Source organism: Ruegeria sp. CDSA077, from assembly GCF_059612265.1.
Window position 1 is genome coordinate 15,864 of the sequence record NZ_JBXWQG010000020.1, and the last position, 24,465, is coordinate 40,328.

The 24,465-nt window shown below is 53.1% G+C and carries 19 protein-coding genes and 5 pseudogenes; 17 read left to right on the plus strand and 7 right to left on the minus strand.

Going from position 1 to position 24,465, the window contains the following annotated elements; all coding sequences use genetic code 11:
* Window positions 1–71: 71 nt before the first annotated feature.
* Complete coding sequence (locus AC2FLE_RS20600) at window positions 72–1,136, plus strand: AbrB family transcriptional regulator (protein ID WP_496699418.1); 1,065 nt, start codon at window positions 72–74, stop codon at window positions 1,134–1,136.
* 115 nt (window positions 1,137–1,251) lie between these two features.
* Here the strand turns inward: AC2FLE_RS20600 and AC2FLE_RS20605 are convergent, their stop codons facing one another.
* The 3 genes from AC2FLE_RS20605 to AC2FLE_RS20615 are packed head-to-tail and all read right to left on the minus strand — an operon-like array spanning window position 1,252 to window position 4,270.
* Window positions 1,252–2,769, minus strand: a complete 1,518-nt coding sequence (locus AC2FLE_RS20605) for a tripartite tricarboxylate transporter permease (protein ID WP_496699420.1) — start codon at window positions 2,767–2,769, stop codon at window positions 1,252–1,254.
* A gap of 4 nt (window positions 2,770–2,773) precedes the next feature.
* The gene (locus AC2FLE_RS20610) at window positions 2,774–3,268 is read right to left on the minus strand and encodes a tripartite tricarboxylate transporter TctB family protein (protein ID WP_496699422.1); all 495 of its coding nucleotides are present in this window, start codon (window positions 3,266–3,268) and stop codon (window positions 2,774–2,776) included.
* Window positions 3,269–3,316: 48 nt separating this feature from the next.
* On the minus strand, window positions 3,317–4,270 hold the full coding sequence (locus tag AC2FLE_RS20615; RefSeq protein WP_496699424.1) for a tripartite tricarboxylate transporter substrate binding protein: 954 nt from the start codon (window positions 4,268–4,270) through the stop codon (window positions 3,317–3,319).
* Window positions 4,271–4,578: 308 nt separating this feature from the next.
* Here AC2FLE_RS20615 and AC2FLE_RS20620 point away from each other — a divergent pair.
* The 3 pseudogenes from AC2FLE_RS20620 to AC2FLE_RS20630 all read left to right on the plus strand — a co-directional run.
* A pseudogene (locus AC2FLE_RS20620) lies at window positions 4,579–5,133 on the plus strand (Tn3 family transposase); the annotation flags it as partial.
* Window positions 5,134–5,179: 46 nt separating this feature from the next.
* Window positions 5,180–5,890: pseudogene (locus tag AC2FLE_RS20625) on the plus strand (IS6 family transposase).
* A 556-nt stretch (window positions 5,891–6,446) separates the two neighbouring features.
* Window positions 6,447–7,029, plus strand: a pseudogene (locus tag AC2FLE_RS20630) (IS6 family transposase); the annotation flags it as partial.
* Between the two features lie 114 nt (window positions 7,030–7,143).
* Here the strand turns inward: AC2FLE_RS20630 and AC2FLE_RS20635 are convergent.
* Window positions 7,144–7,344 (minus strand): annotated as a pseudogene (locus tag AC2FLE_RS20635) (IS110 family transposase); the annotation flags it as partial.
* 77 nt (window positions 7,345–7,421) lie between these two features.
* Here AC2FLE_RS20635 and AC2FLE_RS20640 point away from each other — a divergent pair.
* Window positions 7,422–7,586, plus strand: a pseudogene (locus AC2FLE_RS20640) (IS5/IS1182 family transposase); the annotation flags it as partial.
* 40 nt (window positions 7,587–7,626) lie between these two features.
* Here the strand turns inward: AC2FLE_RS20640 and AC2FLE_RS20645 are convergent.
* Complete coding sequence (locus AC2FLE_RS20645; protein ID WP_496699426.1) at window positions 7,627–8,445, minus strand: helix-turn-helix domain-containing protein; 819 nt, start codon at window positions 8,443–8,445, stop codon at window positions 7,627–7,629.
* Between the two features lie 119 nt (window positions 8,446–8,564).
* Here AC2FLE_RS20645 and AC2FLE_RS20650 point away from each other — a divergent pair, with 119 nt between their 5' ends.
* The 6 genes from AC2FLE_RS20650 (at window position 8,565) to AC2FLE_RS20675 (ending at window position 16,922) form a co-directional block, all read left to right on the plus strand.
* Window positions 8,565–10,109, plus strand: a complete 1,545-nt coding sequence (locus tag AC2FLE_RS20650; protein WP_496699427.1) for an ABC transporter substrate-binding protein — start codon at window positions 8,565–8,567, stop codon at window positions 10,107–10,109.
* Between the two features lie 63 nt (window positions 10,110–10,172).
* Window positions 10,173–11,117 carry an ABC transporter permease gene (locus AC2FLE_RS20655; RefSeq protein WP_496699428.1) on the plus strand — a complete coding sequence of 315 codons (945 nt, stop codon included), beginning with the start codon at window positions 10,173–10,175 and terminating at the stop codon, window positions 11,115–11,117.
* Complete coding sequence (locus tag AC2FLE_RS20660) at window positions 11,114–11,992, plus strand: ABC transporter permease (RefSeq protein ID WP_496699429.1); 879 nt, start codon at window positions 11,114–11,116, stop codon at window positions 11,990–11,992. Before AC2FLE_RS20655 ends, AC2FLE_RS20660 begins: the two co-directional genes overlap by 4 nt.
* On the plus strand, window positions 11,989–13,686 hold the full coding sequence (locus tag AC2FLE_RS20665; RefSeq protein WP_496699431.1) for a dipeptide ABC transporter ATP-binding protein: 1,698 nt from the start codon (window positions 11,989–11,991) through the stop codon (window positions 13,684–13,686). The genes AC2FLE_RS20660 and AC2FLE_RS20665 overlap by 4 nt, the downstream gene beginning before the upstream one ends.
* A gap of 77 nt (window positions 13,687–13,763) precedes the next feature.
* Window positions 13,764–15,410: an amidohydrolase gene (locus AC2FLE_RS20670; protein ID WP_496699433.1), complete on the plus strand. Its 1,647-nt coding sequence runs from the start codon at window positions 13,764–13,766 to the stop codon at window positions 15,408–15,410.
* Between the two features lie 78 nt (window positions 15,411–15,488).
* Window positions 15,489–16,922 carry an amidase gene (locus tag AC2FLE_RS20675; protein WP_496699434.1) on the plus strand — a complete coding sequence of 478 codons (1,434 nt, stop codon included), beginning with the start codon at window positions 15,489–15,491 and terminating at the stop codon, window positions 16,920–16,922.
* 184 nt (window positions 16,923–17,106) lie between these two features.
* Here AC2FLE_RS20675 and AC2FLE_RS20680 read toward each other — a convergent pair whose 3' ends face one another.
* Window positions 17,107–18,936 (minus strand): BCCT family transporter, encoded by a 1,830-nt coding sequence (locus AC2FLE_RS20680; RefSeq protein WP_496699436.1) that lies wholly within the window; start codon window positions 18,934–18,936, stop codon window positions 17,107–17,109.
* Between the two features lie 136 nt (window positions 18,937–19,072).
* Here AC2FLE_RS20680 and AC2FLE_RS20685 point away from each other — a divergent pair, with 136 nt between their 5' ends.
* Window positions 19,073–19,867: a helix-turn-helix transcriptional regulator gene (locus AC2FLE_RS20685; protein WP_496699437.1), complete on the plus strand. Its 795-nt coding sequence runs from the start codon at window positions 19,073–19,075 to the stop codon at window positions 19,865–19,867.
* Between the two features lie 410 nt (window positions 19,868–20,277).
* On the opposite strand, the gene AC2FLE_RS20690 is transcribed toward AC2FLE_RS20685, so the two are convergent.
* On the minus strand, window positions 20,278–20,721 hold the full coding sequence (locus AC2FLE_RS20690) for a MarR family winged helix-turn-helix transcriptional regulator (RefSeq protein WP_496699439.1): 444 nt from the start codon (window positions 20,719–20,721) through the stop codon (window positions 20,278–20,280).
* A gap of 112 nt (window positions 20,722–20,833) precedes the next feature.
* Here AC2FLE_RS20690 and AC2FLE_RS20695 point away from each other — a divergent pair, with 112 nt between their 5' ends.
* The 5 genes from AC2FLE_RS20695 (at window position 20,834) to AC2FLE_RS20715 (ending at window position 24,354) form a co-directional block, all read left to right on the plus strand.
* A complete protein-coding gene (locus AC2FLE_RS20695; RefSeq protein ID WP_496699441.1) occupies window positions 20,834–21,790 on the plus strand; it encodes a catalase in 957 nt (318 codons plus the stop codon).
* 127 nt (window positions 21,791–21,917) lie between these two features.
* The gene (locus AC2FLE_RS20700; protein WP_496699443.1) at window positions 21,918–22,829 is read left to right on the plus strand and encodes a catalase; all 912 of its coding nucleotides are present in this window, start codon (window positions 21,918–21,920) and stop codon (window positions 22,827–22,829) included.
* A 195-nt stretch (window positions 22,830–23,024) separates the two neighbouring features.
* The gene (locus tag AC2FLE_RS20705; RefSeq protein WP_496699445.1) at window positions 23,025–23,423 is read left to right on the plus strand and encodes a formate/nitrite transporter family protein; all 399 of its coding nucleotides are present in this window, start codon (window positions 23,025–23,027) and stop codon (window positions 23,421–23,423) included.
* A gap of 13 nt (window positions 23,424–23,436) precedes the next feature.
* The gene (locus tag AC2FLE_RS20710) at window positions 23,437–23,964 is read left to right on the plus strand and encodes a hypothetical protein (RefSeq protein ID WP_496699446.1); all 528 of its coding nucleotides are present in this window, start codon (window positions 23,437–23,439) and stop codon (window positions 23,962–23,964) included.
* A 39-nt stretch (window positions 23,965–24,003) separates the two neighbouring features.
* Window positions 24,004–24,354 (plus strand): c-type cytochrome, encoded by a 351-nt coding sequence (locus AC2FLE_RS20715; protein WP_496699448.1) that lies wholly within the window; start codon window positions 24,004–24,006, stop codon window positions 24,352–24,354.
* The last annotated feature ends 111 nt before the right edge of the window (window positions 24,355–24,465 follow it).

Sequence of the window (24,465 nt, forward strand, 5' to 3'; positions counted from 1 at the left end):
TCCAGCATAACTTCTGCGGGTTCCAAAAATGGTGCTAATCGGCCTGCTGTGCACATTAAGTGTTCTAAAGGATGGAGTTTCTGACGAGTAGAAAGCAGCAGTTGCTTGGGTTTGTGCTGGCTTGCCTAATTGGCATGGGCGGTGCTTACGTGTTCAACCTGTTTGCTTTGCCGCTGGCCTTGATGCTTGGGGCCATGTCTTTCACGGGATTTGCAGCCCTCAGCGGCAGCCCTCTTTGGTTTCCCCGCAACGCCCTAAAAGTCGTGGGGGCGATTGTCGGAGTTTATCTTGGCGCCGAGGTCACATTGGAAATGCTCACACCCGAGTCCGGCTGGATTGTTGGCCTATCAGCACAGCTGGTGTTTAACGTCGCCTTGTGCGCCGTGAGTTTCTTGGTGCTGAACAAACTTGGCGGGCTTGACCGCGTCACCGCGTTTTTTGGTGGAGCACCTGGCGGCGTGACCGAATTCGCATTGATTGCCGATCAGGCTGGCGGCAGCCCGCAAATCGTGGCATTCATGCAATCTGCCAGGATTTTCCTTGTTGTCTTGGCAATTCCCTTTGCTTCGATTTGGCTGACTGGAGGGGACAACTACGCCCGACAGCAAATAAGCCTGTCAGAAATCCACGTGATAGGCGTGCCGGAAATGGCATTCTTGGCAACCTTGGGATGGGGTTTGGGGCGCGTCTTGCGCCTACCGGCTAAGGTATTTCTTGGCCCTTTCATTCTGACTGTGCTTGTTGGTCAGACTGGCGTGCTTGGCTCCTTCGAGCCATCAAAACTGTGGCTCCAGCTTAGCCAGATTGTTTTCGGAATCACAATCGGCTGTGGCTTTGTCGGTTCAACCTGGTTCAGTGCTGGGCGGCTACTGGTGCTGGCGGCTATCTCATCTGTATTGGTCATTTCGATGACCTTTGCGACTGCTTATGCTTTAAACCCATATGTTCCCGTTGAATTTCTGGACATCGTTCTGGCATTTGCACCTGCCGGACTTATGGAGATGAGCCTTGTTGCAACGGATCAGGATGTTGACGTGCCCTTTGTCATGTTGTTTCACTTGGTGCGCATCCTAGAGGTGTCGTTGATCGCGCCGCTCTTGTGGCGTTATCTGGTACGTTCGCGCAAATCTGACTAAGGTGTTTCAGAATTGATCCGCAACTTTGAATGCGAAGAAACCCGAAACCCTATCAGTGAACGCAAAAGGCCCCCTGGTTGGAACACCAGGGGCCTCTTATCAAGCGATGGGAAGTTTAAGCCGCGCGTTTCGCACGTTGGGCATTTTTATGTTTGGCCCAACCGATGCGTACAACAGCGCCAATCGTCATCACACAGAACAACAACGCAATGGGGCGCTGCAACAGCAGACCAAGCGGGTTGCCTTGAGCCACCAGAATAAAGGAGCGGAAAGACAGTTCAAATTCTGGCGCCAGAACAAATCCGATCAGGAAGGCCACGAAGGAATAATCGAACTTCTTCATGAAGTAGCCGACCACAGCAAAAATGATCATCACATAAAGGTTAAACACGCTGGTCCCTGACGCATAGACCCCGGTTAGGCAAGTCAAAGCGATCACAGAATAGCTAATGTATTCGGGCGCTTTGACGATGTGACTATATAGACCACTGCCCAGCAGACCAACAATCAGGTTAAAGAAGTTGGCCACAAATAGGATCGTGAAGATGCCATAGATCAGCACCGGTTGGGTCTTAAAGACATGCGGGCCCGGCTCGATCCCGTGCACAAGAAACGTGCCGATCAACAAGGCGGTTGTGACATTGCCGGGAATGCCAAGGGTCAAGAGCGGTACAAAACTGCCACCGACCACCGCACTATTCGCCGCTTCAGGCCCTGCGATCCCGTCAATGGATCCAGTGCCGAATTCCTCGGGAGTTTTTGAAAATTTCTTGGCGGTGCCGTAGCCGACAAACGCGGCCATGGATCCGCCGATGCCGGGCAGCGCGCCCACGCCGGTCCCAATCAAACTAGAGCGTACAATTGTTTTCCAGTAGCGAAAGAACTCCTTGAGGCCCAAATTCGGCCCACTGGATTGACTCACTACTTCTGCAGTCGCGTTGCGATTGACACGACGGCGCTCAAGGCTGCGTTCGATCGCAATGATGACCTCGGCCACGCCCAACATCCCAATCGCAATCGGCAAAAGTGGCAGGCCATCTTGCAACTCGATGAAGCCGAAATTCAAACGCGGGCTGGCGGTCATTGGGTCCAGCCCGACCATTGCGCACAGAATTCCAATCGCACAGGCGATCAGGCCGCGGGTCATCGAACGTCCGGTCAGGCCGGCAACAAATGTGAACGCAAAGAGCACGACAAATGTCAGCTCTGCCGGGCCAAAATTAAGCGCAATCCGCGAAAATGGCGCCGCAACGACATACAACAGGAAATCCGCAAGGATCGCCCCGCCGACCGAGGCAAACAGCGCCATTTGCAACGCCCGTTTGACCTGACCTTTTTTTGCCAGTGGATATCCATCAAACGCCGTCGCGGTGGCCTCGGGTGATCCGGGGATATTTAGCAGGATTGCCGAGATCGATCCGCCAAAAGTACCGCCTTTGTAGATGCCAATGAGAAAGGCAATGGCCGTGAGAGGATCCATCCCGAAAGTGATCGGCGACAACAGTGCAATGGCCATCGCCGCTGTCAGCCCGGGAATGGCCCCCATGAAAATCCCAATTGAAACCCCGATCAGGATCGCAATAATCGGACCCACCGAAAACGCACTCAGAATACCTGCAAGTAGTGCATCCATGGGTTCAGCCCTTCAGTGCCAAAAATTCGGGGAATGCGTTGCTGTGAATACCAAGGCCATAGCGCAGCCCAAGAAAGAGCACGACAGCCACAAGCACCGAAACCAGCGCGATGGCCATTTTGTTGCGCCCGCCAGCGGACACCATCAGCGTCACAAGTAGCAAAACGGATGCGGGAATGTATCCGATCACCGGAAACACAAGGCTAAAGGCAATCATCAGACCGCAAACGAACAGAATTGCAACAATTTGGGGAGCTGCGATGACCACGTCCGTTTCGGCACCGATCGTTCCAACTTTGGTGGGTGTCCTGTCCTCCAGGAGACCCCGAACAAAGTTTAGAAGAGACAGGCCTAGAATGAGACACAAGGCCAGTTCTGGTAACATCGCTTGACTGGTCGCAAGGGTTTGTCCATCGCTGCGAAGCTCTGATTTTGTCACCCAGAGCCCAAAGAGGCTCGAGGCAATCAGGAACAGGGACATTATACGTCGGTTCTGCATGGTGTTATCCGTTTGAACTGGCCCGTGCGGCGGTTTATCGGGTTTTGGTCAGCTCCCCGAAGCAGAGATCACGGCCTGCATCGCCTCGGTGATCTCTTCAATGGATTGCGCAGTCTGTGCGCCGTTCATGGGCGGTATGCCAACGAAACGACCGGTTACCAACTCTTGGAAACCTTCAGAATTTGCCGCTTCCAGCAAGGCACTTTCCAGTTTAGCCTTCACATCCTCAGGCAGACCTTTCGGTGCTGCGATGACCGAATTGTAGCTCACGGCAGGGTACCCGAGACTCGACATTGTCGGTGCTTCTGGTGATGCGTTCAGAGGCTCTGATCCAGACGCGGCCAGGGCAATCATTTCTCCGGATTTGACATATTGAATATGCGGGCCGCCGCTTAGGCCGAAATCGACATGACCACCTAGGATTTGTTGCATCATGTTTGCACCACCCTTGACTGGCAGTGGGATGATCACAATGCCAGTGGCCTTTTGAACCGCTTCAATCTGAAGGCGATCTGCAGGCCCGAGTGAGCCGAAACGCAAAGGCATACCAGTCGATTTTGCATGTTCGATCATCGAATTAAAATCGGTCCATGGCTTGTCTGCCATCGACACGAATGCCGTGTCAAACCGAGCCATCGTCAACAGATATTCAAAGTCATCTTTGGTATACGTCACTTTGCCCTGGAGCGGGTTGAAACCAAAAGTGAGGCTAGTGGCAACCACGACGGAATACCCATCAGCGGGAGTGTCTTTGACTGCGGTCGCCGCGATGCTGCCGCCAGCGCCTCCTTTATAGGTATGAACTATTGGTTGGCCCAAGATTTCGGTCAACGGCTCTGACAATTTGCGGGCCATTGCATCGGAGAATCCGCCCGGTTTGAAGCCGATTATCATTTCAACGGGCTTTGACGGGTATGTGTCTGCGACAGCCATACCAGTCACAACGCCGAAAATTAGTGCGGAATTTCGTAGGGTTACAGCAATCTTTTGGAACGCTTTCATGGTTTCCTCCTTTGTGGGTTACCCACAAATTCACCGATAGAAGCGTTCTAATCAAATTCCTTCGCGCGATTGCTGCGATAGCCGTTTGGCATGACAACCCACAAAAGAGCATCAAATTGGGTATTACAGTCCAAGCTGGGGGGGCGCGTTATCTGCGCCTACTGGCCCATTTCCCTGCCCTGCCATTTATTTTCTGTCTGACATCAGCGCCTATATCATTCCAACATGCACCGCATGAAAAACACTTCCACGGAGCGCGACCGATATTCGGCACCTACGTTCGTTGACCCAGGGTACACATACGTGGCCCGTTGATTGAAGCTGCTCAGCTTATTGGGGATGGCAAGAGCCTTCCAAATCTCCCAACGACATTCTTGCGGCGCAATTCAAAATGGCTTCGCCACCTTCAGGTTCAGGATGCCGGGGATCGCAAATTGTGGGAAGTAGCCGTCCTTTCTCACATGCGTGATGCCTTTCGATCAGGTGATATCTGGTTGCCTCAATCGCAGCGATACGGCGATCTCAAACAGGCCTTGGTCCCGCTGGTTGCCGTGCAAGATACACCCCGCCTGAGCGTTCCCTTTGAGCCGATGGAATGGCTGGAAGATCGCAAGATGCGGATGACGGACGGGCTGAACAGGCTGGTCAAAGCAACCAGACACTGTGCCATACCGGGGGGTTCAATCGAAAACGGAACTCTCAATCTCGACCGACTGACAGCGGATGTTCCTGCTGAGGCGGATCAGCTCGTCTTCGATCTCTACCGCCGCCTTCCTGATGTGCGCATCACTGGCATGTTGCTCGAAGTTGACCGGATCACGAGCTTCACCGAAGCCTTCACTCATCTTCGAACCGGTGTACCGGCATTGCCAACTTGTTTGCGCGTTGTGATCTAAATAGGTCTCACGCATGAAGATGCCGTCCAAGATGCCTCGCCTGAAGGGCTTTCGTTTTCCGCGTGAGATCATCGCCTATGCGGTCTGGGTCTACCACCGGTTTGCGCTCAGCGCTGCCGATGTTGAAGATCTGCTCGCGGAACGCGGTGTGATGGTCAGTCGGGAAACGATCCGGCAATGGGTCAACCGCTTTGGCGGCCATTTCGCAAATTGCATCAGGCGAGACCGGCCGGCCGCAGCCGACAAATGGCATTTGGACGAAGTGGTCATTCCGATCAACGGTCGGAAATGCTGGCTCTGGCGGGCGGTGGATGCGAACGGAGATACGCTTGATATTCTCGTCCAACCACGGCGGAGTGCTAAGGCAGCCTGACGCTTTCTGAAGCGGTTGATTTCGCAATTCGGCGAACCCCGTGTCGTGATCACGGATAAGTTGCGAAGCTATTTCAAGCCCATCCGCGATCTTGCGCCGGGTGCGGATCACCGAGCACACAAAGGGTTGAATAACAGGATCGAAGGATCACACAGACCCACTCGAAAGCGTGAAAAGCTGATGGGTCGTTTCGAATCTCCAGGGCAGGCGCAAAGGTTTCTTGCCGCTCACGACCAGATTAACACCATATTCCGACCCCGCCGCTATCGCCTCTCCTCCGTTTCCTACCGCCACGCCCGATCGGATGCTCACGATCTTTGGAATGGCTATGCCCTCGAGTTAACCGCCTGATCGCGCCTGTAACCGCTGGCAAACAACTTGGCAAAGCCGTATAGACTGTATCTTTCTCGGCATCTGTGATTTGCGCCTCGGCCTCGCACATGATTCCCATCTGTGCGCCTAAGAGCTTTCGCGGGTTGGAGCCATTTAATTGGCACAAGCTTTTGGTCGTCGCGCCATTCTTCAATGAACATGACGTTGTCAATTCAAAAATGAGACCGTCGGCAACCCATTTTGTTCGATCCGCCGAGCAGCGCGGATAGTCACTGGCTGCGCGTGCGGTCGTCACAACATCGGCCTCAATCAGTTTGAGTTGACGAACGAAGGGCGGTGCGCGCGACAATGTGTCTTGGACTACCGCGTCATCGGGTTTGTCGGCTAGAGAATACAGAACATTTGTGGCGCCGTATTTGTCGACAAATGCACGGAGCGTCGTGCGAAATTCTTGCGCTGAAATGAGCGATTCAGAGGGTGTTGTCACGTTAGCCGTTGTTCGGTTGCTCATGCCCGAAATTGGACGTAGCAGACATCGATGAAGTCATCGTCAATCAGCTTCAAGCGCCACCGCTTTCCGCCTCAGATAATCGCCCACGCGGTGTGGCTTTACGTTTCGCTTCAATCTGAGTCTGTGTGAAGTTGAAGAGATGCTTCTGCAGCGTGGGATCGATGCGTCTTACGAAACTGTCCGGCGTTGGGTCATCAAATTCGGGCTGGCGGTAGCTCGAAACCTGCGGCAGAGACAGAAACGTCCAGGTGATGTCTGGCACCTGGATGAAGTTGCCGTGAGAATCTCAGGTCGCAAGTATTGGCTCTGGCGCGCGGTCGATCAGCATGGCGTCGTGCTGGACGAAATCCTCCAATCGAAACGGGACAAACGGGCGGCAAAACAGCTGTTGCACCGCCTGATAGAGCGCTTTGGTTTCATTCTAAAGCGGATCATCACGGACAAACTACGTTCATATGGTGCCGCCAAGCAAGAGGTCGCGCCGAGGTTGGATCATTGGTCGCACAAGGGCTTGAACAATCGAGCTGAAAATAGTCATCTTCCATTCCGAAAGCGGGAAAGGACGATGCAAGGCTATCGCTCTTCAGGAGGATTGCAAAGGTTCGTGGCGACCCACTCAGCCATCCGTAATTGCTTCAGCGCCCCCGCTCCGCCTTAACAATTCGGCATCACTGTCTCGAGGCCTTTGACACCTAGAATGTCGCCACCTAAGCAGCTTGAAATCTGAACATCAGCACTTGTTTGTGGACTGGGGGTTAACGTGACAACACCAGCCAATCTCCCGGCCCCAATAATGTGCACTGGCACAGGCTTCCATCGCCACCACGCATTTCGGCAGCTTGGCAAAGTACTCAAGGACCTGACCTCTGCGAAATCGCTTCCGCAAAATTGCGTGACCCGTGTGATCTGCTCCGTGCACCTGGAAAATGTTCTTCGCCAAATCCAGGCCAATCTTTTCCATAGACGCCTCCAATCAGGTTGTTTGCAAATCCACAATGGCACATCGAGGCCAACGGGGGCGTCTACACCTCTGAAACCGTAGATCGTTCACTCTATCGCTTGCGAAATCTGGTCGAACGCTGTTTCAACAAACTCAAGAATGCCCGATGTGTCGCAACCCGCTACGACATAGCGGTGGTGAGTTATCTGGGTTTTAGCGACCTCACGCCGATCCGTCTGTGGTTTCGCCATTTGCTAACATGACCTAGATTCTGGCAGTGGTAGTTGGGAAATACTGAAGACCCTAAAAGGCCACGGTCAGCGTCACTTGTTTCCCTTCTTCCATGTTGAAGAGAGAATTGCGCACGAATTCGGGAACTTCTGGCTGGTCCCCTCTTAGTGTGCCACAACTCTGCACTACTTTGCGCAAGTTTGGTGACTTCCCAAGATACTCCCAAACAACACGCGCTCCGTAGACCAGATGGCCTCCCTCGGGTTCTATGCCCTGAATTAGACCTGGCAAAAAGGATGGCTCATTGTAGTCCGAAGCTATCAATATCGTTGACCACATCCCATATCCGCGACCCTGTTCACGAGAGGTTATGAAAATGCGGTTGTGCGCTTCGAACAACAGCCCTGAGTGCTTTAAAGGCGACGGAACAGCAAATTCATTCTCCCCATACCGTTCGAGTTCTTTGGTGAACCATTCATTGCCCAATTGAAACATGTGTCCAACGCTTTTCAAAAGATAGTTTCTTGCAGGATCGGGGCTCATATAGATGTGGTAATACCCGGCATGTCGTTTCAGAACGCCCGAATTTTGGCGATCCCGACGGATGACTTTTTCAAGCTGGGCGGTAACTGGGTCAGAAGAACTGGGTAAAACGGGGGGGCGCAGCCGTACCATTTTCGAAAAGGACATGTGATCTTGCAAGACCTCTGCCTCATCCACACCAAAGAAGTCACAAATACGCCGGAGTGTGGCAAGCGAAGGTTGCGTTTGCCCAGTTAGGTATTTGTTGAACTGCTGACGGTTAATCCCGATTCGACGGCATATATCTGAAACGGACTGCCCATAGCTGCATAGCAACCGCAGGTTTTGTGGAAGATGAGTCTGCACCATATTTATGCTACTTTATGCCATTGTGATGCAGCTAGCATATATTTTTGACCACAATTGGTCGCGCCTTTTTTTCATCTGTCTCTACACTGACAAAAAAGATCCAACAGACGGAGAAGAAAATGACACCTAAAACCAACAAAATCCCAAAACAGAACGTGTCAACGACCCCTCTCGCCTTGATGTTTGGCTTGGCGCTTTCCGGAGCAGCGGCAGCTGACAATCTGCGCATCGCTGTACCGGCTGATCCCGGGTATCTGGATCCGGCCTATTGGGGCTCCAGTTCAGAGCAGCTATTGATTGACAATATTTACCCACGATTGGGGAAATACGCACCAGGCGACAGCTGGCAGATTGAACTTGATGCAGCTAAGTCGGTTGACTTGTCCGATCCGCAAAACATCGCTTTTGAATTGAAGCCCGGTATCATGTGGTCGGGTGGATACGGAGAGCTGACCGCCGAAGATGTTGAGTACTCTTTTGAACGCCATAACGATCCAGATCTGGAGTCCGGTGTCTCAGCAGAGTTTTCATTGATGACGGACGTCGAGGTGACTGGGAAATACACAGGCATCATTCATCTTAGTGCGCCATCTCCGTCATTTTGGACCGCAACCCTAACTTACACATCCGGCGCCATCATTTCCAAAGCAGCGGCCGAGGCCTCTGACGGCTATTTTGAAGCGACTCCGGTCGCGACGGCTGGCGCTTACAAGTTCAAATCTCACGAACCGGGAGAAGCTTTCATTCTGGAAAAAGACCCGGACTGGAACGGCGAGCCTGCTGATTTTGAAGAAGTTTCAATCATTGCAATTGCAGATGACAACGCTGCACGGGTTGCGTTTGATGCTGGAGAGATTGATTTCACCTATGCCGCCTCAGCGTTAGAATATGACAGCTGGTCCACCACACTTTCTGAAGATGGCAAAACAGAACTGCGACCATCGTTGGATCCGCTTTGGATGGGAGTTTCAGAAACCTACGAAGGGCTTTCCGATCAGCGTGTCCGCCACGCCATTCAGCTGGCTGTGGATGTGCCAACCATTCTATCGGCTGTATCAAACGGGAGCGCCAATCAGGCATCGGGTATGGTCGCCCCAGGGCTATTGGGTCACCGTACAGCCGCCCCAATCCAACGCAATGTTGAGGCAGCTCAGGCATTGATTTCTGAGGCGGGCGCCGAAGGCACCGTTTTACGGCTCGATTATGTCAACACCGCCAACCGCTCGACTATTGCCCAGATTATTCAGGCCAATCTTGCAGAGATCGGGTTGATCGTAGAGCTTAACGCTCAGGACGAAGGCACATTCTGGAGCGTTGACGAAACACGCGCTGCTGATCTGCAACTTCATCTGAAGTCCTGGACCGGCAACCCGGAGGGCATTTACGCCATGCAGTACTTCACGTCCGATCAGGTCGGTATCTGGAATTGGGAAGGGCTGAGCAATCCTGACTACGATGCCATGGTGGCGGAGGCGCGCCAAACTGTCGATGAAGCAGAGCGCGGAGCACTTTATGTGAAGTTGCAGGACATGATGCAGGACTCCGGCGATTTTGTCTTCCTGACAAATGAGCCGTTAACAATCCTGTGGCGCGATACGGTCATTCCGGCAACGTTGCCCGATGGACGCCCGGTGTTTGCCGGCTTCAAGAAAGCTGTAAACTAAGCATTTCTATCTTGGCGGCTCCATACCGGGCCGCCAAGCCCATGCCTTTTCGGAGACATCACGATGCTCGGATATATCCTGCGGCGCAGTTGCCTTGGGGTGGTGGTTCTCATCCTCGCCATTTCAACGCTTTACGTGCTGGTGCAACTTGCCCCGGGTGATCCGGCCAGTGCCATGCTTGGCCCACGTGCCACACCTGAGATCAAGGCGGCGTTTGCCGAAAAGCTTGGCCTGGACAAACCTATGCCGGTTCAGATCGTGAATTATCTGAACGCTATCCTGCACGGTGACCTGGGGACAGACATTCGAACACGCCGCCCTGTCAGCGAAATTCTGCTGGCGCATTTACCGCATACTATTCAGCTTGTTGCTGCGTCCATGCTGCTGGCTGCGAGCCTTGGAATCCCTCTGGGATGTATCGCTGCTGTGCGTCGCAATGGGGTGTTCGACCGCTTGATAGGCATCCTTTCCGTAAGTGTTATTGCCGTCCCTTCGGTTATTATTGCCATCTACGGAATGTTGCTGTTTTCTGCCCGATTGGGCTGGCTACCCGCGATTGGGGCAGGTGAGGGTTCCATCGGATCAACGATTCACCATCTTATTATGCCCGCCATTGCGGTGGGCATCGGCTGGGTCGGATATCTCGCACGCCTGGTACGGGCCTCCATGATCGAGGTTCTGACGGCAAACTATATCCGGAACGCACGTTCTTTTGGGCTAAAGGAAACGCGGATTGTCTATCGCTACGCTTTGTGCGTGGCTGTGGCACCAACAATAACGGTCCTGGGTATCGGCGTCGGCTACATGCTTGGAAGTGCAGTCTTTGCCGAAATCGTTTTTGCCCGGCCGGGCATTGGCAAGTTGATGTATGACGCCGTTATTTTACGCAACTATCCTGTTTCGTTAGGCGCTGTTTTGGCCTCAAGCGCATTGTTGATTGCCGCAACCACTACGGCGGACATTCTGAACGCCATCATTGACCCACGCTTCAAGGAATCTCGGGAATGACCGCAATCGAGCCTCCTGCAGCGAAGTTGACCCCTCAAGCGGGTGGCTTTCGAAAATTGCTGCGCGATCCAATGGGCCTATTCGGGCTGCTGTTGGCTATCACGCTGATTTTGTCCGCAATTTTCGCACCCTGGATTGCCCCATATGGGCCCAATGCAATGGACATACCTGCGAAGCTTCAGGATCCAAGTGCGGCTCACTGGTTGGGAACGGATCAACTGGGGCGTGATGTGCTGTCCCGGGCCTTGTACGGCGGCCGTATCGCTTTGAGCGTGGCGTTGATCTCGACCGGTATGTCCGTCGTGCTGGGGGGTATTCTTGGAATGATAGCTGCGATGGGTCCCCGTTGGGCGGATTATGTCCTGACTTTGGGATTTGATACTGTACGTGCCTATCCTGTAATCATTCTTGCGCTTGCCATTGGCCCGATATTTGGCGGCGGAATGCTGGTCTTGATCGGCCTGCTGGTGGTCACTTCCGTGCCCTATTATGCGCGGGTCATGCGCTCTTCTGTCATGGCGCACTCAAACGCCGAATATGTCGAGGCCCTGCGTGCGATGGGCGCAAGCCGCACCCGCATCGTAGTGCGCCATATTCTACCCAATGTAATCGGACCCATACTGATTATTGCCTCAATGGATATTCCGACCTTCATCGCGGCCGAGGCCGGGTTGAGCTTCCTTGGAGTGGGGGTCAAACCACCGTCTTCCAGCTGGGGCCTGATGTTGCAGGATGGGTTTGATTTTATGGGGCATACCCCATGGCTGGTGGTCGCAGGGGGAATCCCCCTGGTGGTAGCCACCCTAGGCTTTACATTTCTGGGTGAAGCTCTGCGTGACGCCTTTGACCCCAAACTTGTCAGGAGGGGGAAATGAAGCACGACAAACTTCTTGATGTTTGCGATCTGGCCATACGCTTTGGTCCTATTCAGGCTGTGAAATGGGCTTCGTTCTCTCTTCAGAAAGGCCAGACACTGGGCATCGTCGGGGAAAGTGGTTCAGGGAAGTCGACCCTGCTGTGGGCTTTGACGCGGCTGTTACCCGATGCGGCCACATTGAATTCCGGAGAGGTTTGGTTCGACGGAACAGACTTGTTGCGTCTGCAGCCTGATCAGCTGCGCAGCTTGCGCGGAACCCGTATTTCCTATGTGTCTCAGGACCCTATGACGTCGCTTGCGCCGGCGCTGACCATTGGTCAACAAATGACCGATTTGCTGTACCGCGAACCATGGTCGAAACGCGAAAAGTGGCAACGTGCGATTGATGCCTTGGACTGGGTCAGCCTGCCTGACCCAGCGACACGCATGAACATGTACCCTCACGAGTTGTCCGGCGGTCAGCGCCAGCGCGTTTCAATTGCGATGGCACTGATGTTAGGGCCAGACCTGGTGCTTGCTGATGAACCAACAACGGCACTTGATCCGACATTGGAGGTCGAAATACTTGACCTGTTGCGCCGACTGCAAAACGAAACGGGCTGCGCTGTTGTTTTCGTGACCCATCATCTTGGTGTTGTCGCTTCTCTTTGTGATGATGTGCTGGTCATGAAATCCGGGGAAATTCGTGAGTCCGGATCAGTCAGGGATGTGTTTTCCAATCCACAGGACGATTACACCAAAGCATTGCTTCGCTGTGATCCCGCACAGATAGACACCCCAACGCGACGCCTGCCAACCATGGCTGATGCTTTAGAGGGCGATATACCTATTGTTGCCGGGCCAAGTGATCGGATCGATCTGCATCATCAACCTGTGCTCAGTGTGGAAAGCCTATCGGTAAACTTTTATCGTAGTGGATTTATTCCGGCAAAGCTGGGCGGGTGGTCGGAAGAAATTCGGGCGGTTCAAAACGTCAGCTTTGACATTCACAGAGGCGAAACCCTCGCCCTGATCGGGGAAAGCGGATCAGGAAAGACGACCGTTGCCCGCAGCATAATGGGACTGGTGAAACCTGACGAAGGGCGGATCACTCTGTGTGGGGACGATATGTCTGGTGCGGATGCTGCCGCCTGGGGCAAAGCGCGTGAACATGTCGCGATGATGTTTCAGGATCCGGCGGGATCGTTGTCACCGCGAGTTCCGATCGCAAAGCAAATTGTTGAACCTCTTGTCGTTCATGGCCGCAAGTCTGAGGCAACACCAGCACGCGCTGTTGAGCTGTTGACGCAAGTGGGGCTGGACGCCTCATTTGCGCACAGATTTCCGCATGAAATGTCGGGTGGGCAAGCGCGCCGCGCGGGCATAGCAAGGGCGCTGGCCTTGTCTCCTAAACTGATTGTCGCAGACGAACCGACAGCAGGGCTGGATGTGTCGGTTCAGGGCGAAGTCGTGAATCTGCTGAATGCCCTGCAAGAACAAATGGGCCTGTCGATATTGCTCATCACGCACAACATGAGTGTCGTACGCCATGCGGCTGACCGCATGATCGTAATGCTGAAGGGGCAACTTGTTGAAACCGGTCCGACCGATCAGCTTTTTCACAATGCAGAGCAACCTTACACCCGCGCACTGATTGCAGCGTCTCATCACGATCTTCCGGAACAGTCTCATGCGGGTTCAACAGCATGTTGAATCCAGATCTTCGAGGCCAGCCTTCAGGGGCAGCCGACGCGCATGATGCGAAAAAGCTATCTATTTAGGAGCGATCCATGACGGATTTGGTCATTCTCAACGGTAAAGTTGTGACATTTGACGGGCCAGACGCCGAGGCTTTGGCAATCAAAGGCGGTGTTATCACAGCTGTTGGTACAAATGCCGAGATCCGGGATATTTCGGGATCAGCCCGGGTCATCGATGCTCAGGGCAATACTGTTCTGCCCGGCTTCATCGACAGTCATGTCCATTTGTTCCAGGGTGCAGCTGAGTTGAGCTACCTGAACCTGTACGGAGTCTTTGGGCTTCAGGCGATTTCTGCGGCTGTGCGCGAGTTTGCAGTATCACGCCCGGATGATGTTCTGCTTTATGCGAATTCAATCGACTATCACGCCTTTGGTCACCGGCCGACCACACGGCAAGACCTAGATGCAGTGATGCCGGATCGGCCCTTTGTGGCGGTTGCCTCTGATTGTCACACGGCCTGGGCAAATACCAAAGCCCTTGAACTGGCAGGCTTGCTGCACGGAAAAATCGTTGACGAAGGATCTGAGGTTGTCATGGCCAAGGATGGCACTGCGTCGGGCGAATTGCGCGAAGCGGCGGCAATGGGTCCGGTGATTGCCCATACCCCCCTTGGCGGGCGCGAAATGGTTGGAAGCGTGACCGGTGCCGATCCAATTCCCACGCCCACGGCCAGAGAACGCGCCATTGACAAAGCCGTCATTGCCAAAGGGCTTGAGCACTGTGCGTCCTATGGGATCACGGGCCTGCACAACATGGACGGTAATTTCTATCAACTGGAACTGCTGGCGGAATTGGAAGCGGAAGGCACGCTCTTGTGTCGCACCGAAATTCCTATGCACCTTAAACACACCGACCCGCTGGAGCGCCTGAATGAAGCCGCTCAAATGCGCGATACATATGCCAGTGAAATGCTGTGGTCCTCGCGGGTCAAAATGTTCATCGACGGCGTTATTGATAATGGCACGGCTTTCATGTTGCAGCCCTATCCCGGAACAGACAGCTGTAGTGCACCGCTGTTTTCGGATGAGCATTTCAAACAAGCCTGTATTCGCGCTGATGCCATGGGGTTGCAAATCTCTGTTCACGCGATTGGAGATGCAGGTGTGCGTGCCACTCTGGATGCATTTGAGGCCGCACAGAAGATCAATGGCGTTCGCGACAGCCGACACCGGATCGAGCATATAGAAACGATCGCTTCCGAAGACATTCCACGTCTGGCGCAGCTTGGTGTCGTGGCCTCATTCCAACCTCTGCATTCTCCACGTGCGGGCTTTTTCACACCGTATGAAGCTGGTGATCTTCTTCATGACTTCCAGATCAGGAATGCGTGCCCGTGGAGGACCATCCGCCACACAGGTGCCAAAGTCATCTTTTCAACAGATTGGCCAGTTGTCCCGGTGGACGTTATGCAAACCATTCAAGGAGCGGTGACCGGCGTTGATCCGTCTTCACAGGGGCCAGACCAACGCCAAAGCCTGCGCGATTCACTGGCATCGTACACCCGCGACAATGCATGGGTCGAATTTAATGAGCATCGCAAGGGTACGCTACGACCAGGAATGATGGCCGATGTGGTTGTGATGGATCACGACATCGAGGCCTTGTCGGCAAGCCAATTGGGTACCTCCCGCGCCGCGGTAACAATCTGCGGAGGCAAAATAACCTTCGAAGCGTAACTTACCTCAGCCAGCTTCAAATTTTTGCGTGTCCATATGCACTGGAATCGCACCGCCTGAACGTCAAAGGAAACAACAATGTCCCCTTCATATCTTGAACTTTGCTACTTGTCTGCCCGCGATCAAATCACCCGATACAAGTCTGGGGAACTGTCGCCTGTTGATGTCCTGAAGGCGCAGCTTGCCCGCGCTGAGCAGGTCGAGCCCAAGATTAATGCTTTTACCGACATGTATCACGATGAAGCCATGAAAGCCGCCCGCTCCGCAGAAGATATTTATGTGTGTCGTCCCGAGGATGCGCGGCCACTGGAGGGCATAAGCGTTGCCATCAAGGATGAAATGTCCGTCAAAGGACAACGCAACACCCAGGGATCTCTGATCTACAAAGACTATTTCGCGAACGAAACCCATCCCGTAGCTGAGCGTTTGCAGGCGGCAGGTGCAATTTTCCACGCCAGAACTGCCACACCGGAATTTTGCTGTGCCTGGACCACTGAATCGCGCCTTCATGGTGTGTCACGTAATCCCTGGGATCTTGATTACACCACATCCGGATCGTCCGGTGGATCCGGAGCAGCACTTGCCGCAGGCACCACAACTTTGGCCACTGGCTCAGACATCGGCGGTTCAATACGTGGCCCGGCGGGAGCCTGTGGTATTGTTGGTTTCAAACCGCCTTATGGACGGGTGCCCGATGTGGCGCCGTTCAATCTGGATGCTTATTGCCATGTTGGCGCAATGTCCCGGACGACAGCCGATTGCGCGTTGATGCAGAACATCATCTCCGGCCATCATCCGCAGGACATCGCCACAGTGCGAGAGGATATGACGATCCCGTTTGATTTTGACGACCTGAAAGGCAAACGCATTGCCTATAGTTTTGATGTGAGCAACGAAGTTGTCACCGAGGACGTCGCCAATCAGACCCGCAAGGTGCTGGACTCCCTGTCAGATGCAGGAGCTGTTTTGGAAGAAGTCGATCTTGGGTGGGGACGAGAGGTGCGTGAGAGTTGTAAGAACTACCTGAACCACCTGATGGGTGCGGCTCTACTACGCGAAGTTGAGGCTCACCCCGATCTGGTTTGCGATTACACCGCCTATATCGCGGATCTGGCAAAAAAAACCACGGCAGATGAATTCCTGACTGCATATGATGTCGCGGCGGATATCTACAGCAGATTTGGTCCTATGCTGGAAGATGAGTACTACGCATTCATCTGCCCTACGTTTGCCAGTTACGACATGCTGGCACAGCAAAAACCCTGGGATCGGATCCAAATTGGTGATCGCGAATTCGACAGTGACTATGACCTCAACACACAGGCCGTTTTTAACATGTTGTCACGTTTACCCGTTTTGGCTGTGCCGGCAGGTATCGGTGCAAACGGCAGGCCGGTCGGAGTTCAGATCGTTGCGCGCGCTTTCGATGACCCGCGTGCGTTTCACGTTGCCGCTGCTTTGGAAAAGGCAATGCCATGGCTGGATCATAAAACGCGGCGGCCGATACTTTAGGCTGTCGTGCATCACCAAATTTTCCCTTTGGTCACTGCGGGCGGGTCCGGATCAATTTATCCCGGCCCGCCTGGAGTCGCCGGTGAGTTTAACCATGCACGGGAACTCTTGAACGAACTGCTTATAAGGAGACGAAGAAGTGTAGGGGTGACGAGCAACTTCATTATTGCTCGTCACCGCTAGTTCATTCCGCAGGTTCAGTTCCAAGTCCGGATGGCTGATGTTTTTCGCGCAGATAGTCGCGATACATTGCTTTGATCATCGCAATCATCATCAATCCTAAGATGACAGCAAACGGTAGTGCTCCGATAATCATTGCGTTTCGAATAGCCTCCATTGGGTTGGTTTCGCCTGCGGCCAGCAACAAAGTGCCCAGCACAGCGGTTAGAATAACACCCCAAACGATGCGGTGTTTGACGCCGGTCTCCTGATCTCCTCCGGACATGATCGTGTTCATGACCAAAATACCGGAGTCTGCGGACGTAACAAGGAACGTCAGAACAAGGACAACGCACATTACGTTCAGCGCGGACAACAGCCAGCCATCCAGAATGTAGGACAAGGTGACAAATAGCTTGTTCGTGTTAGACGCGCCAGAAATGGCACCTTCGGCAACACCGCTGAGTTCAAGATCAATTGCAGTTGCACCCAGAATTGTCATCCAAGCAAAGCACACCAATGAAGGCGCAACAACACAACCAATGACAAACTCACGAATAGTGCGGCCCTTCGAGATGCGCGCCAGGAATAGACCCACGAATGGTGCATAAGCTACCATCCATGCCCAGTAAAAGGTCGTCCATCCAGCTTGCCATGTGAACTGTCGACCATTGTTACCAGCCTCATAAACAGCTGCCAGCGTCGTCTCATCCAACGCTGCCGCATCCCCGGTCAGCCCCGAAATAAAACCATCGTAACTACCCCAGGCATTAGTAGCACCTGAGAACAGCTCAGCCGAATACGGCTGTGCCGCCGCTGGCAGTGCTGCTGCAAACTCAGCTTCGTTCATCGGAAAATAGGCGTTAAAGGACAGCGAGGCGAACTCGACGATGTAATCGAACAGTGCAACTCCGTAGGTTGTCATGGCAAAAAAGAACGAGCCGAAAACAACGAAGGTAAGCAGCAGGATCAGCGAGAGTACCAGGTTTAGGTTCGACAGATACTTCACGCCTTTCCCGACACCAGACACGGCAGACAGAATCGACAACACCATGATCAGCACAAGCCCTGCAATCAGACCGGCACTGCTAGGTGTCGGGGCTTCACCGCCCAGGTTCATGATCCATTCCATTCCGGTGATCGCGTAAAGTCCGTTGATAAATTGGCTGACACCAAAACCGATGGTGACCGAAACGGCTAGAATGGTGGCAACCACACCTAGCGTGTCGATCACATGCCCAAAAATCCCATTTGCATAACGACCGATCAGGGGCGTCAGCGCGCTTCGGATCGTTAGGGGCAGACCACGCGTGTACGAGCAGTAAGCCATCGCCAGACCGGCAACCACAAAGACACCCCAAGTATGAAAGCCATAATGTGCAAAAGTGAAGACATAGGTTGAACGGATAGCCTCTTCGGTGTTCGCCCCGACATTTTGGGCCAGAATTTCCGGGTTCGAGCCCCACAACCCCAGGGGCTCAGCTGTAGCAAAAACCATAAGTCCCACGCCCAAACCGGCACCGAACATCATCGCAAACCACGAAAAGTTTGAAAATTCCGGCTTCTCTCCGGGAACGCCCATAACGCGCTTACCGGTAGAGGGGACAATCGCAATGACGATAAGGAAGACGGCAAATACCCCGAAGAGGATGATATAGAATGCATTAAAGCTTTCAAGCAGTTGCCATTTGAAGCTGTTCAATATGCTATTAGCAGATTTGGGCCACAGCAGCGCCCAAAGGACCAACGCTACCATAATGCATTTACTGCCTATTGCGATCGGAAGGCTGTAGTTCTCATAAAATCCCGACGGGGATTTTTTTATCACGATATCAGTAAATGGTGGTTTCAGCATTGTTGTCCCCGTTCGCCGCGGATTGTTCCTTGCGAACTTTCATCACAAAACGGCTTACATACATATTTCTTGGATATACGTACTTGTAATCATCTGTAACCATTGTAGTGTAAAGTAGAGAAGTTTTAGGTGCCTGATGTCAGAGTTCTTTTCAAATAACTTGCGTCGCCTTTGTTCCGAGCGCGTCAGCATTGCTCAGGTCTGCCGCGAAATCGGGTTCAACCGCCAACAGTTCAACCGGTACCTCAACGGCGGAGGCATGCCCTCCGCTCACAACCTGCGCCGAATTGCCCAGTACTTCAGAGTAAACGTCGAGTCATTGTTGCTGGAAGAGGATAAGTTTTCTGCCGTATTGGAGACTCTGAATCCAGGCAGTATTCACCGATCACGTTATTCACTTGATTTCATATTCGAAGACCAGGCCAGGGATCTGCGTCGATATCTTGGATTCTATCATGGGCATTTTCAAACTCCAACTTGGGGTGGAGACATCATCCGCACCCTGATCTGGTTGCGAGAGGATAAAGGCAAGGTCGTCAGCCATACGTTTGAGCGCGCCTACAGCAAGGATGGTTCTGTCCGTCAAAGGACGCGGCATCTGGGTTTGGTCGCCTATCAGGGAAATCGGATTTACCTGATCGAAAGCGCAAACAGCGAAGATAGTTTCATCTCAAGCACGATCATGTTCCCGGCTCATCGCCAGCAGGTCAATCTGATTCAGGGGCTAACAATGGGCGTCGCCACGCGCCCGCGTCTGATGCCTTATGCGACGCCAATCATCTGGAAACGGGTTTCCGAAGGAAAACCGCTGCGTTGGTGTATCGAGCAGACCGGGATATTCTCTGCAACCGGCACTGACATTGACCCAGTCATCCGCAAACGTCTGGTCGAAACAGCCTATCCGCATGATTTTGTGTCCGAGATCGGGTGAGTATCCGATCATAGATACGTCTCGGATGATTCACACCAGCATTGGTGACTAAGGCCTCGTTGCGGTGGTGACTGATATCTCAGCTTCATAATCTCATCTCTAAATGCTTCGGTTACAGTTTGCCATTCGAGACACTTTCAGAATGTTCGATTCAGGCAGTCGCGAGCCGGCCAGTAGCTGCATCAGGCACATCGCGGGATTGCCAAGTTGTTCGCCCGGATTTAGCACGCTATGATTATCCCGTGAACCCGGTCCCCTGACAGGGAAGATTTTAGCCGTTCCAGTTTGTCACCGCAGAACCACTTAAACGCCGCTCTGTAAGAGCTCCAAGCCAGAATTTTTGGCCTAGCCTACCCTTGTGCAACTTAAGGCGCTTGTAAGCGAGCAGTTTTTCGCGCGTGTTGCGGCGACTACTTACCAGCTATCTTTTTGCAGATTCGAATAATCTCATCTGCTTCGCGTTTTGTTAATCCGATCTGGGAAAAGACTTCAGAAGATATCCCACAACTCTTGATCCAGATGCTGCGCCCGGTTTCGGTCAAGGTCACAATCTTTTGGCGCTCATTCCCGTCTTGCACTTCCCGCCGCAGCAGCTCCTTTTTTTCCAGGCGCTTCAATATCGGCGTCATTGTCGCGCCTGAGACGTCCAGACGCCTTGCTAGATGTGAAATCGAAACGCCGTCTTCTTCAGACAATGCCATCAGGACAAGATATTGGGTATATGTAAGCCCCTGAGCGTTCAGGAGTGTTTGGTAATACTGCTCAATCTTGTGAGAAGCAGCATAAACGGCAAAGCACAGCTGATTGTCCAGTCGGACATCCAGCGAGTTCTTCGGAGTTTTGGTTTTGGCCAACGTCACGTCTTCCTTTGGAGGGTAACTCTTCACTAGCATACGAAGTTTTACTTGCAAATAATTAGGAACCTAAATATTAGGTAGGTAGTAAATATGACCGGAGGAGAAGGCAATGATTAGATCCAGCCTTATGACTTTATGTTTCTCAGTTGCGGCGTTGCCAGTGGTTGCTGAAGATGGTTTCGATTTTGAAGACGGTTTCGCGGCCTTCGAACAGCTTTTTGGTGTGACCGAGGGCAAGCGTCGAAACCACACCAAAGGGTTCTGTGTTGAAGGCACACTTGCGCCTGTAGATGCGTCAATCAAAGAATATTCCAACAGTCCGTTGTTTACCGAAACATCGTCTGTGATTGCCCGGGTATCTCACAAGGGCGGCAAGGCAAATCCGGCGGATGACAAGTATGGCCTGCTTGGATTGTCCATGCAGATTACCACGCCCGGCGATGATCTTCACGTGTTTGCAATGAACACCGAACACTTCTTCCCCGTTCCGACTAGCGAAGCGTTCATCGAACTTCTGCGTGCCAAAGCTGCGGGTGGTGATGCGACAAAAGCCTTTGCGGCGGCCAATCCATCGTTGAAAAGATATAGCGAATACCATGGCGCATTGGATAAGACGCTTCGCCCCTATGAAGGCACCAAATACTTCAGCGTGAACTCATTCGTTCTTGTAAATGAAGCAGGCGAAGAAACTCCCATGCGGTTCGCTTTTCGGCCATCCGGTGAAGTAGGGATCGTGGTGAGCCCTCACCCCGACTTCTTCCTAGAGAACATGCAGGCCAATATCGCCAACGGTGCTGTGTCATGGGACATGGTGATCACGTTGGCGAACCCTGACGATGTGGTTGATGACCCTTCTACCCAATGGACCGGGGAACACACCGAAATCGTTGCCGCCCGGTTTACTGCTGAGGCAGCGATGGCTGAGGCGGAGGGGCAATGTGATGAGGTCAACTTCGATCCGCTGATCCTGAGTGAAGGTTTCGCTCCCTCCAATGATCCGATGCTGGAGGCGCGTTCGCTGATCTATGCGCACGGTGTTGGTCAGCGACTTTCCGAAAAAGAGTAACGGTTCAGAGTGAACCCACTCGCCTGGCAGACTTCCAAATAAATCACCTTGTGCGCCAGAGCGCTGCGGAAGGAAGTCTGCTTGGGTGGTTTCACTTGCTGAATGATAGTTCCAGAAGGAGACAGCAATGACACCGGCGGCAAAACTGATTGACGCATTGAACGGTACATTCGGCCGTCATGAAGGCTATCGCGCCTCTCATGCCAAGGGGTTTGCAGCGAGAGGGCGCTTTATTCCCTCAATCGAGAAAACTGATGCGCAGATTCCGATGCTGTTAAGCGAACAACCGGTCGTCGCGCGATTTTCTGTTGGCGGTGGAAAGCCTGGGATCAGTGATAAAAGCCCGACAGTGCGCGGCATTGGGTTGAAAGTCGGGCAAGGTGCCGAGTCCTGGGTGATGGCGCTGATTTCAAATCCTGTATTCTTTGCAAACTCACCTGAACAGTTTCGGGCCTTTCTGGCCGCACGCGTTCCTGATCCGGCAACCGGGGCACCAAACCCAGAACTTGTTCAAATGTTTAATGATGCCAACCCAAACACAATTCCCCATCAGGCGTACCTGAAATCAGTCGCACCCTGCAGGTGTTATTCCCAGGAAGAGTATCACTCGGGCCATGCGTACCGCATCTTGGTCAGTGATCGGTCGATGGCCGCGCGGATCATGCTGAAGCCGAAGGGTGGGCGGATTGGATTGTCTGAAGAAGAAATAAAAACGCTTCCTGATGATTTTCTGTACGACCGGCTTCTGCAAAAGCTAGGGGATTCTCCGGTCAGCTGGACATTGAATCTGGTGGTCTCAAATAACGCGGATAATGTCTCTGATCCCACTGTCCCGTGGGACGGCGCCCATGCCGAGATTGAACTTGGGACAATTCAGATTGAAATGCCGGATGATCGTGCAGAAAGCGCTAAAGGGGTGTTTGACCCGGCCCATATGCCGCTCGGAATTGAGGCGCCGGAAGATGAGGTTTTCCCTCTGCGCAGTGCAGCTTACGCAGAGTCTGAGGCCAGAAGGTCCAGCTATTTGTCAGGCCGCTGATCACTGCTGGTCGTGCTAATCACGCTATAATAGGTATTGACAATGCCTATTATAGCACGCAGATAGTGAGGCGTATCGTTAAGGTAGATCCGATGACTCGTACCATGCCAATTCGGCCACATATGTTTGACATCACAGCGGATGAAATCGCGACTTTGGTCACCCGGTTCTATCCTGGGAGCAGGAGAAGACGCTTTGCTTTACAAGGTAGCCGCCAAGAAGATGCACGGCACCGAGTTGGAGCTGTTCGCCAAAGCGATCCTGTGCAATTGGCTGGTTTGTCTCGCCTTGTGGTGTTCGGCGCGCGCGAAAGACGATGTTACCAAATGCATCGTCATCTTCTGGTGCCTGTATGCATTTATCGCCGCCGGGTTTGAACACAGTGTTGCGAACATGACTGTGTTTTCACTGGCGCTGCTCTCAGATCATCCCGACAGCATCACTCTGGCCGGAGCCGCCCACAATTTGACGTATGTCACCTTGGGCAACGCATTCGCCGGTGCCGGGATCATGGGCTACGGCTATTGGCGAGCGGTGTCCAAACCCACGGTCAAGGGTGTCGCGACGCCTGCGTCAACCAGGCATCCTGTCTAGTGAGGGCGTGATCATGAGCGTGATACAACTTGCCAATATCCCCGTCTCCAAAGACCGACAGGCCAATGCCGAGCCTCTTTTTGGGGCTGCGCGCATTGCACTCATTGCGACTATCGCTGTTTGGATGGGCGCTGCAATTAGCGGAAATTTGATAGCGGCTCCAGCCAAGTTCCAAGCCCCGTCATTGACATTGCCGGTCGCCTTAGATGTTGGGCGGATGCAGTTCCTGTGGATTGGCGTATTCGAAGCGTTTTGTGCGCTGTTGATTGTAGTTCTTCTTCTGTCGTCCCGGTGGAAACCGTCGTTGCCATTAATTACCGCGCTTTGCGTGTTCGGGTTTCAAAGGCTTTGGCTCTTACCTTTGCTGAACGCGCGAACGCTATTGATCATCACGGGTCAAACAGTCGAGGACAGCTCATTGCATCTGCTCTACGTCGCGGCTGAATTTCTGAAGATCTGTTTTCTTTTCTGGGCTGGCATTCGGGAAATGCGCAGCCTGTTACGAAAAACAAGACCGACTACAGTTTCGGTCCAAGCCTGAACTCTCAACCATCTGTAATCAAAAGGAAGGAGCGATCTCATGAGAGGTATTCTTGTGGCCATTACTATAGTGCTGGCGGGTGCTCAAAGCGTCGCCGCGGAAGGCGAAAAAGTTTTCAAAAAATGTGCCGCTTGTCATGCAGTTAACGAAGGTAAGAAAAAGGTAGGCCCAACGATGTTTGGCATTTGGGGCCGAGAAGCTGGCACCGTTGAGGGCTACAAATACTCAACGGCGATGGGGGAGGCCGGATTTGTTTGGGATGAAGAACACTTATCCGGGTTCCTGGCGTCTCCCAAGAAGTACCTGCCGGGTACGAAAATGTCCTTCCCCGGAATAAAGAAACCGGAGCAAATCTCAGACCTGCTGGCCTATCTGGAATCCCTGCAGTGACAAACCAACGGCGTTTCTTTGATGGCTCTGAAGGTGTTGTCTAATCGCACAGCTCGGATCAAGTTTTTCTTGCACTTTGAAGACCGGTTGCCGGGTGCATCGTTGTCTTCG

Bases quoted from the DNA above. Each gene is read 5' to 3' on its own strand.
- AC2FLE_RS20605 (WP_496699420.1), bottom strand. From the start codon at position 2,769: ATGGATGCACTACTTGCAGGTATTCTGAGTGCGTTTTCGGTGGGTCCG.
- AC2FLE_RS20675 (WP_496699434.1), top strand. From the start codon at position 15,489: ATGTCCCCTTCATATCTTGAACTTTGCTACTTGTCTGCCCGCGATCAA.
- AC2FLE_RS20700 (WP_496699443.1), top strand. From the start codon at position 21,918: ATGACACCGGCGGCAAAACTGATTGACGCATTGAACGGTACATTCGGC.
- AC2FLE_RS20615 (WP_496699424.1), bottom strand. From the start codon at position 4,270: ATGAAAGCGTTCCAAAAGATTGCTGTAACCCTACGAAATTCCGCACTA.
- AC2FLE_RS20610 (WP_496699422.1), bottom strand. From the start codon at position 3,268: ATGCAGAACCGACGTATAATGTCCCTGTTCCTGATTGCCTCGAGCCTC.
- AC2FLE_RS20695 (WP_496699441.1), top strand. From the start codon at position 20,834: ATGATTAGATCCAGCCTTATGACTTTATGTTTCTCAGTTGCGGCGTTG.
- AC2FLE_RS20710 (WP_496699446.1), top strand. From the start codon at position 23,437: ATGAGCGTGATACAACTTGCCAATATCCCCGTCTCCAAAGACCGACAG.
- AC2FLE_RS20660 (WP_496699429.1), top strand. From the start codon at position 11,114: ATGACCGCAATCGAGCCTCCTGCAGCGAAGTTGACCCCTCAAGCGGGT.
- AC2FLE_RS20665 (WP_496699431.1), top strand. From the start codon at position 11,989: ATGAAGCACGACAAACTTCTTGATGTTTGCGATCTGGCCATACGCTTT.
- AC2FLE_RS20680 (WP_496699436.1), bottom strand. From the start codon at position 18,936: ATGCTGAAACCACCATTTACTGATATCGTGATAAAAAAATCCCCGTCG.
- AC2FLE_RS20600 (WP_496699418.1), top strand. From the start codon at position 72: ATGGAGTTTCTGACGAGTAGAAAGCAGCAGTTGCTTGGGTTTGTGCTG.
- AC2FLE_RS20715 (WP_496699448.1), top strand. From the start codon at position 24,004: ATGAGAGGTATTCTTGTGGCCATTACTATAGTGCTGGCGGGTGCTCAA.
- AC2FLE_RS20685 (WP_496699437.1), top strand. From the start codon at position 19,073: ATGTCAGAGTTCTTTTCAAATAACTTGCGTCGCCTTTGTTCCGAGCGC.
- AC2FLE_RS20670 (WP_496699433.1), top strand. From the start codon at position 13,764: ATGACGGATTTGGTCATTCTCAACGGTAAAGTTGTGACATTTGACGGG.
- AC2FLE_RS20645 (WP_496699426.1), bottom strand. From the start codon at position 8,445: ATGGTGCAGACTCATCTTCCACAAAACCTGCGGTTGCTATGCAGCTAT.
- AC2FLE_RS20650 (WP_496699427.1), top strand. From the start codon at position 8,565: ATGACACCTAAAACCAACAAAATCCCAAAACAGAACGTGTCAACGACC.
- AC2FLE_RS20655 (WP_496699428.1), top strand. From the start codon at position 10,173: ATGCTCGGATATATCCTGCGGCGCAGTTGCCTTGGGGTGGTGGTTCTC.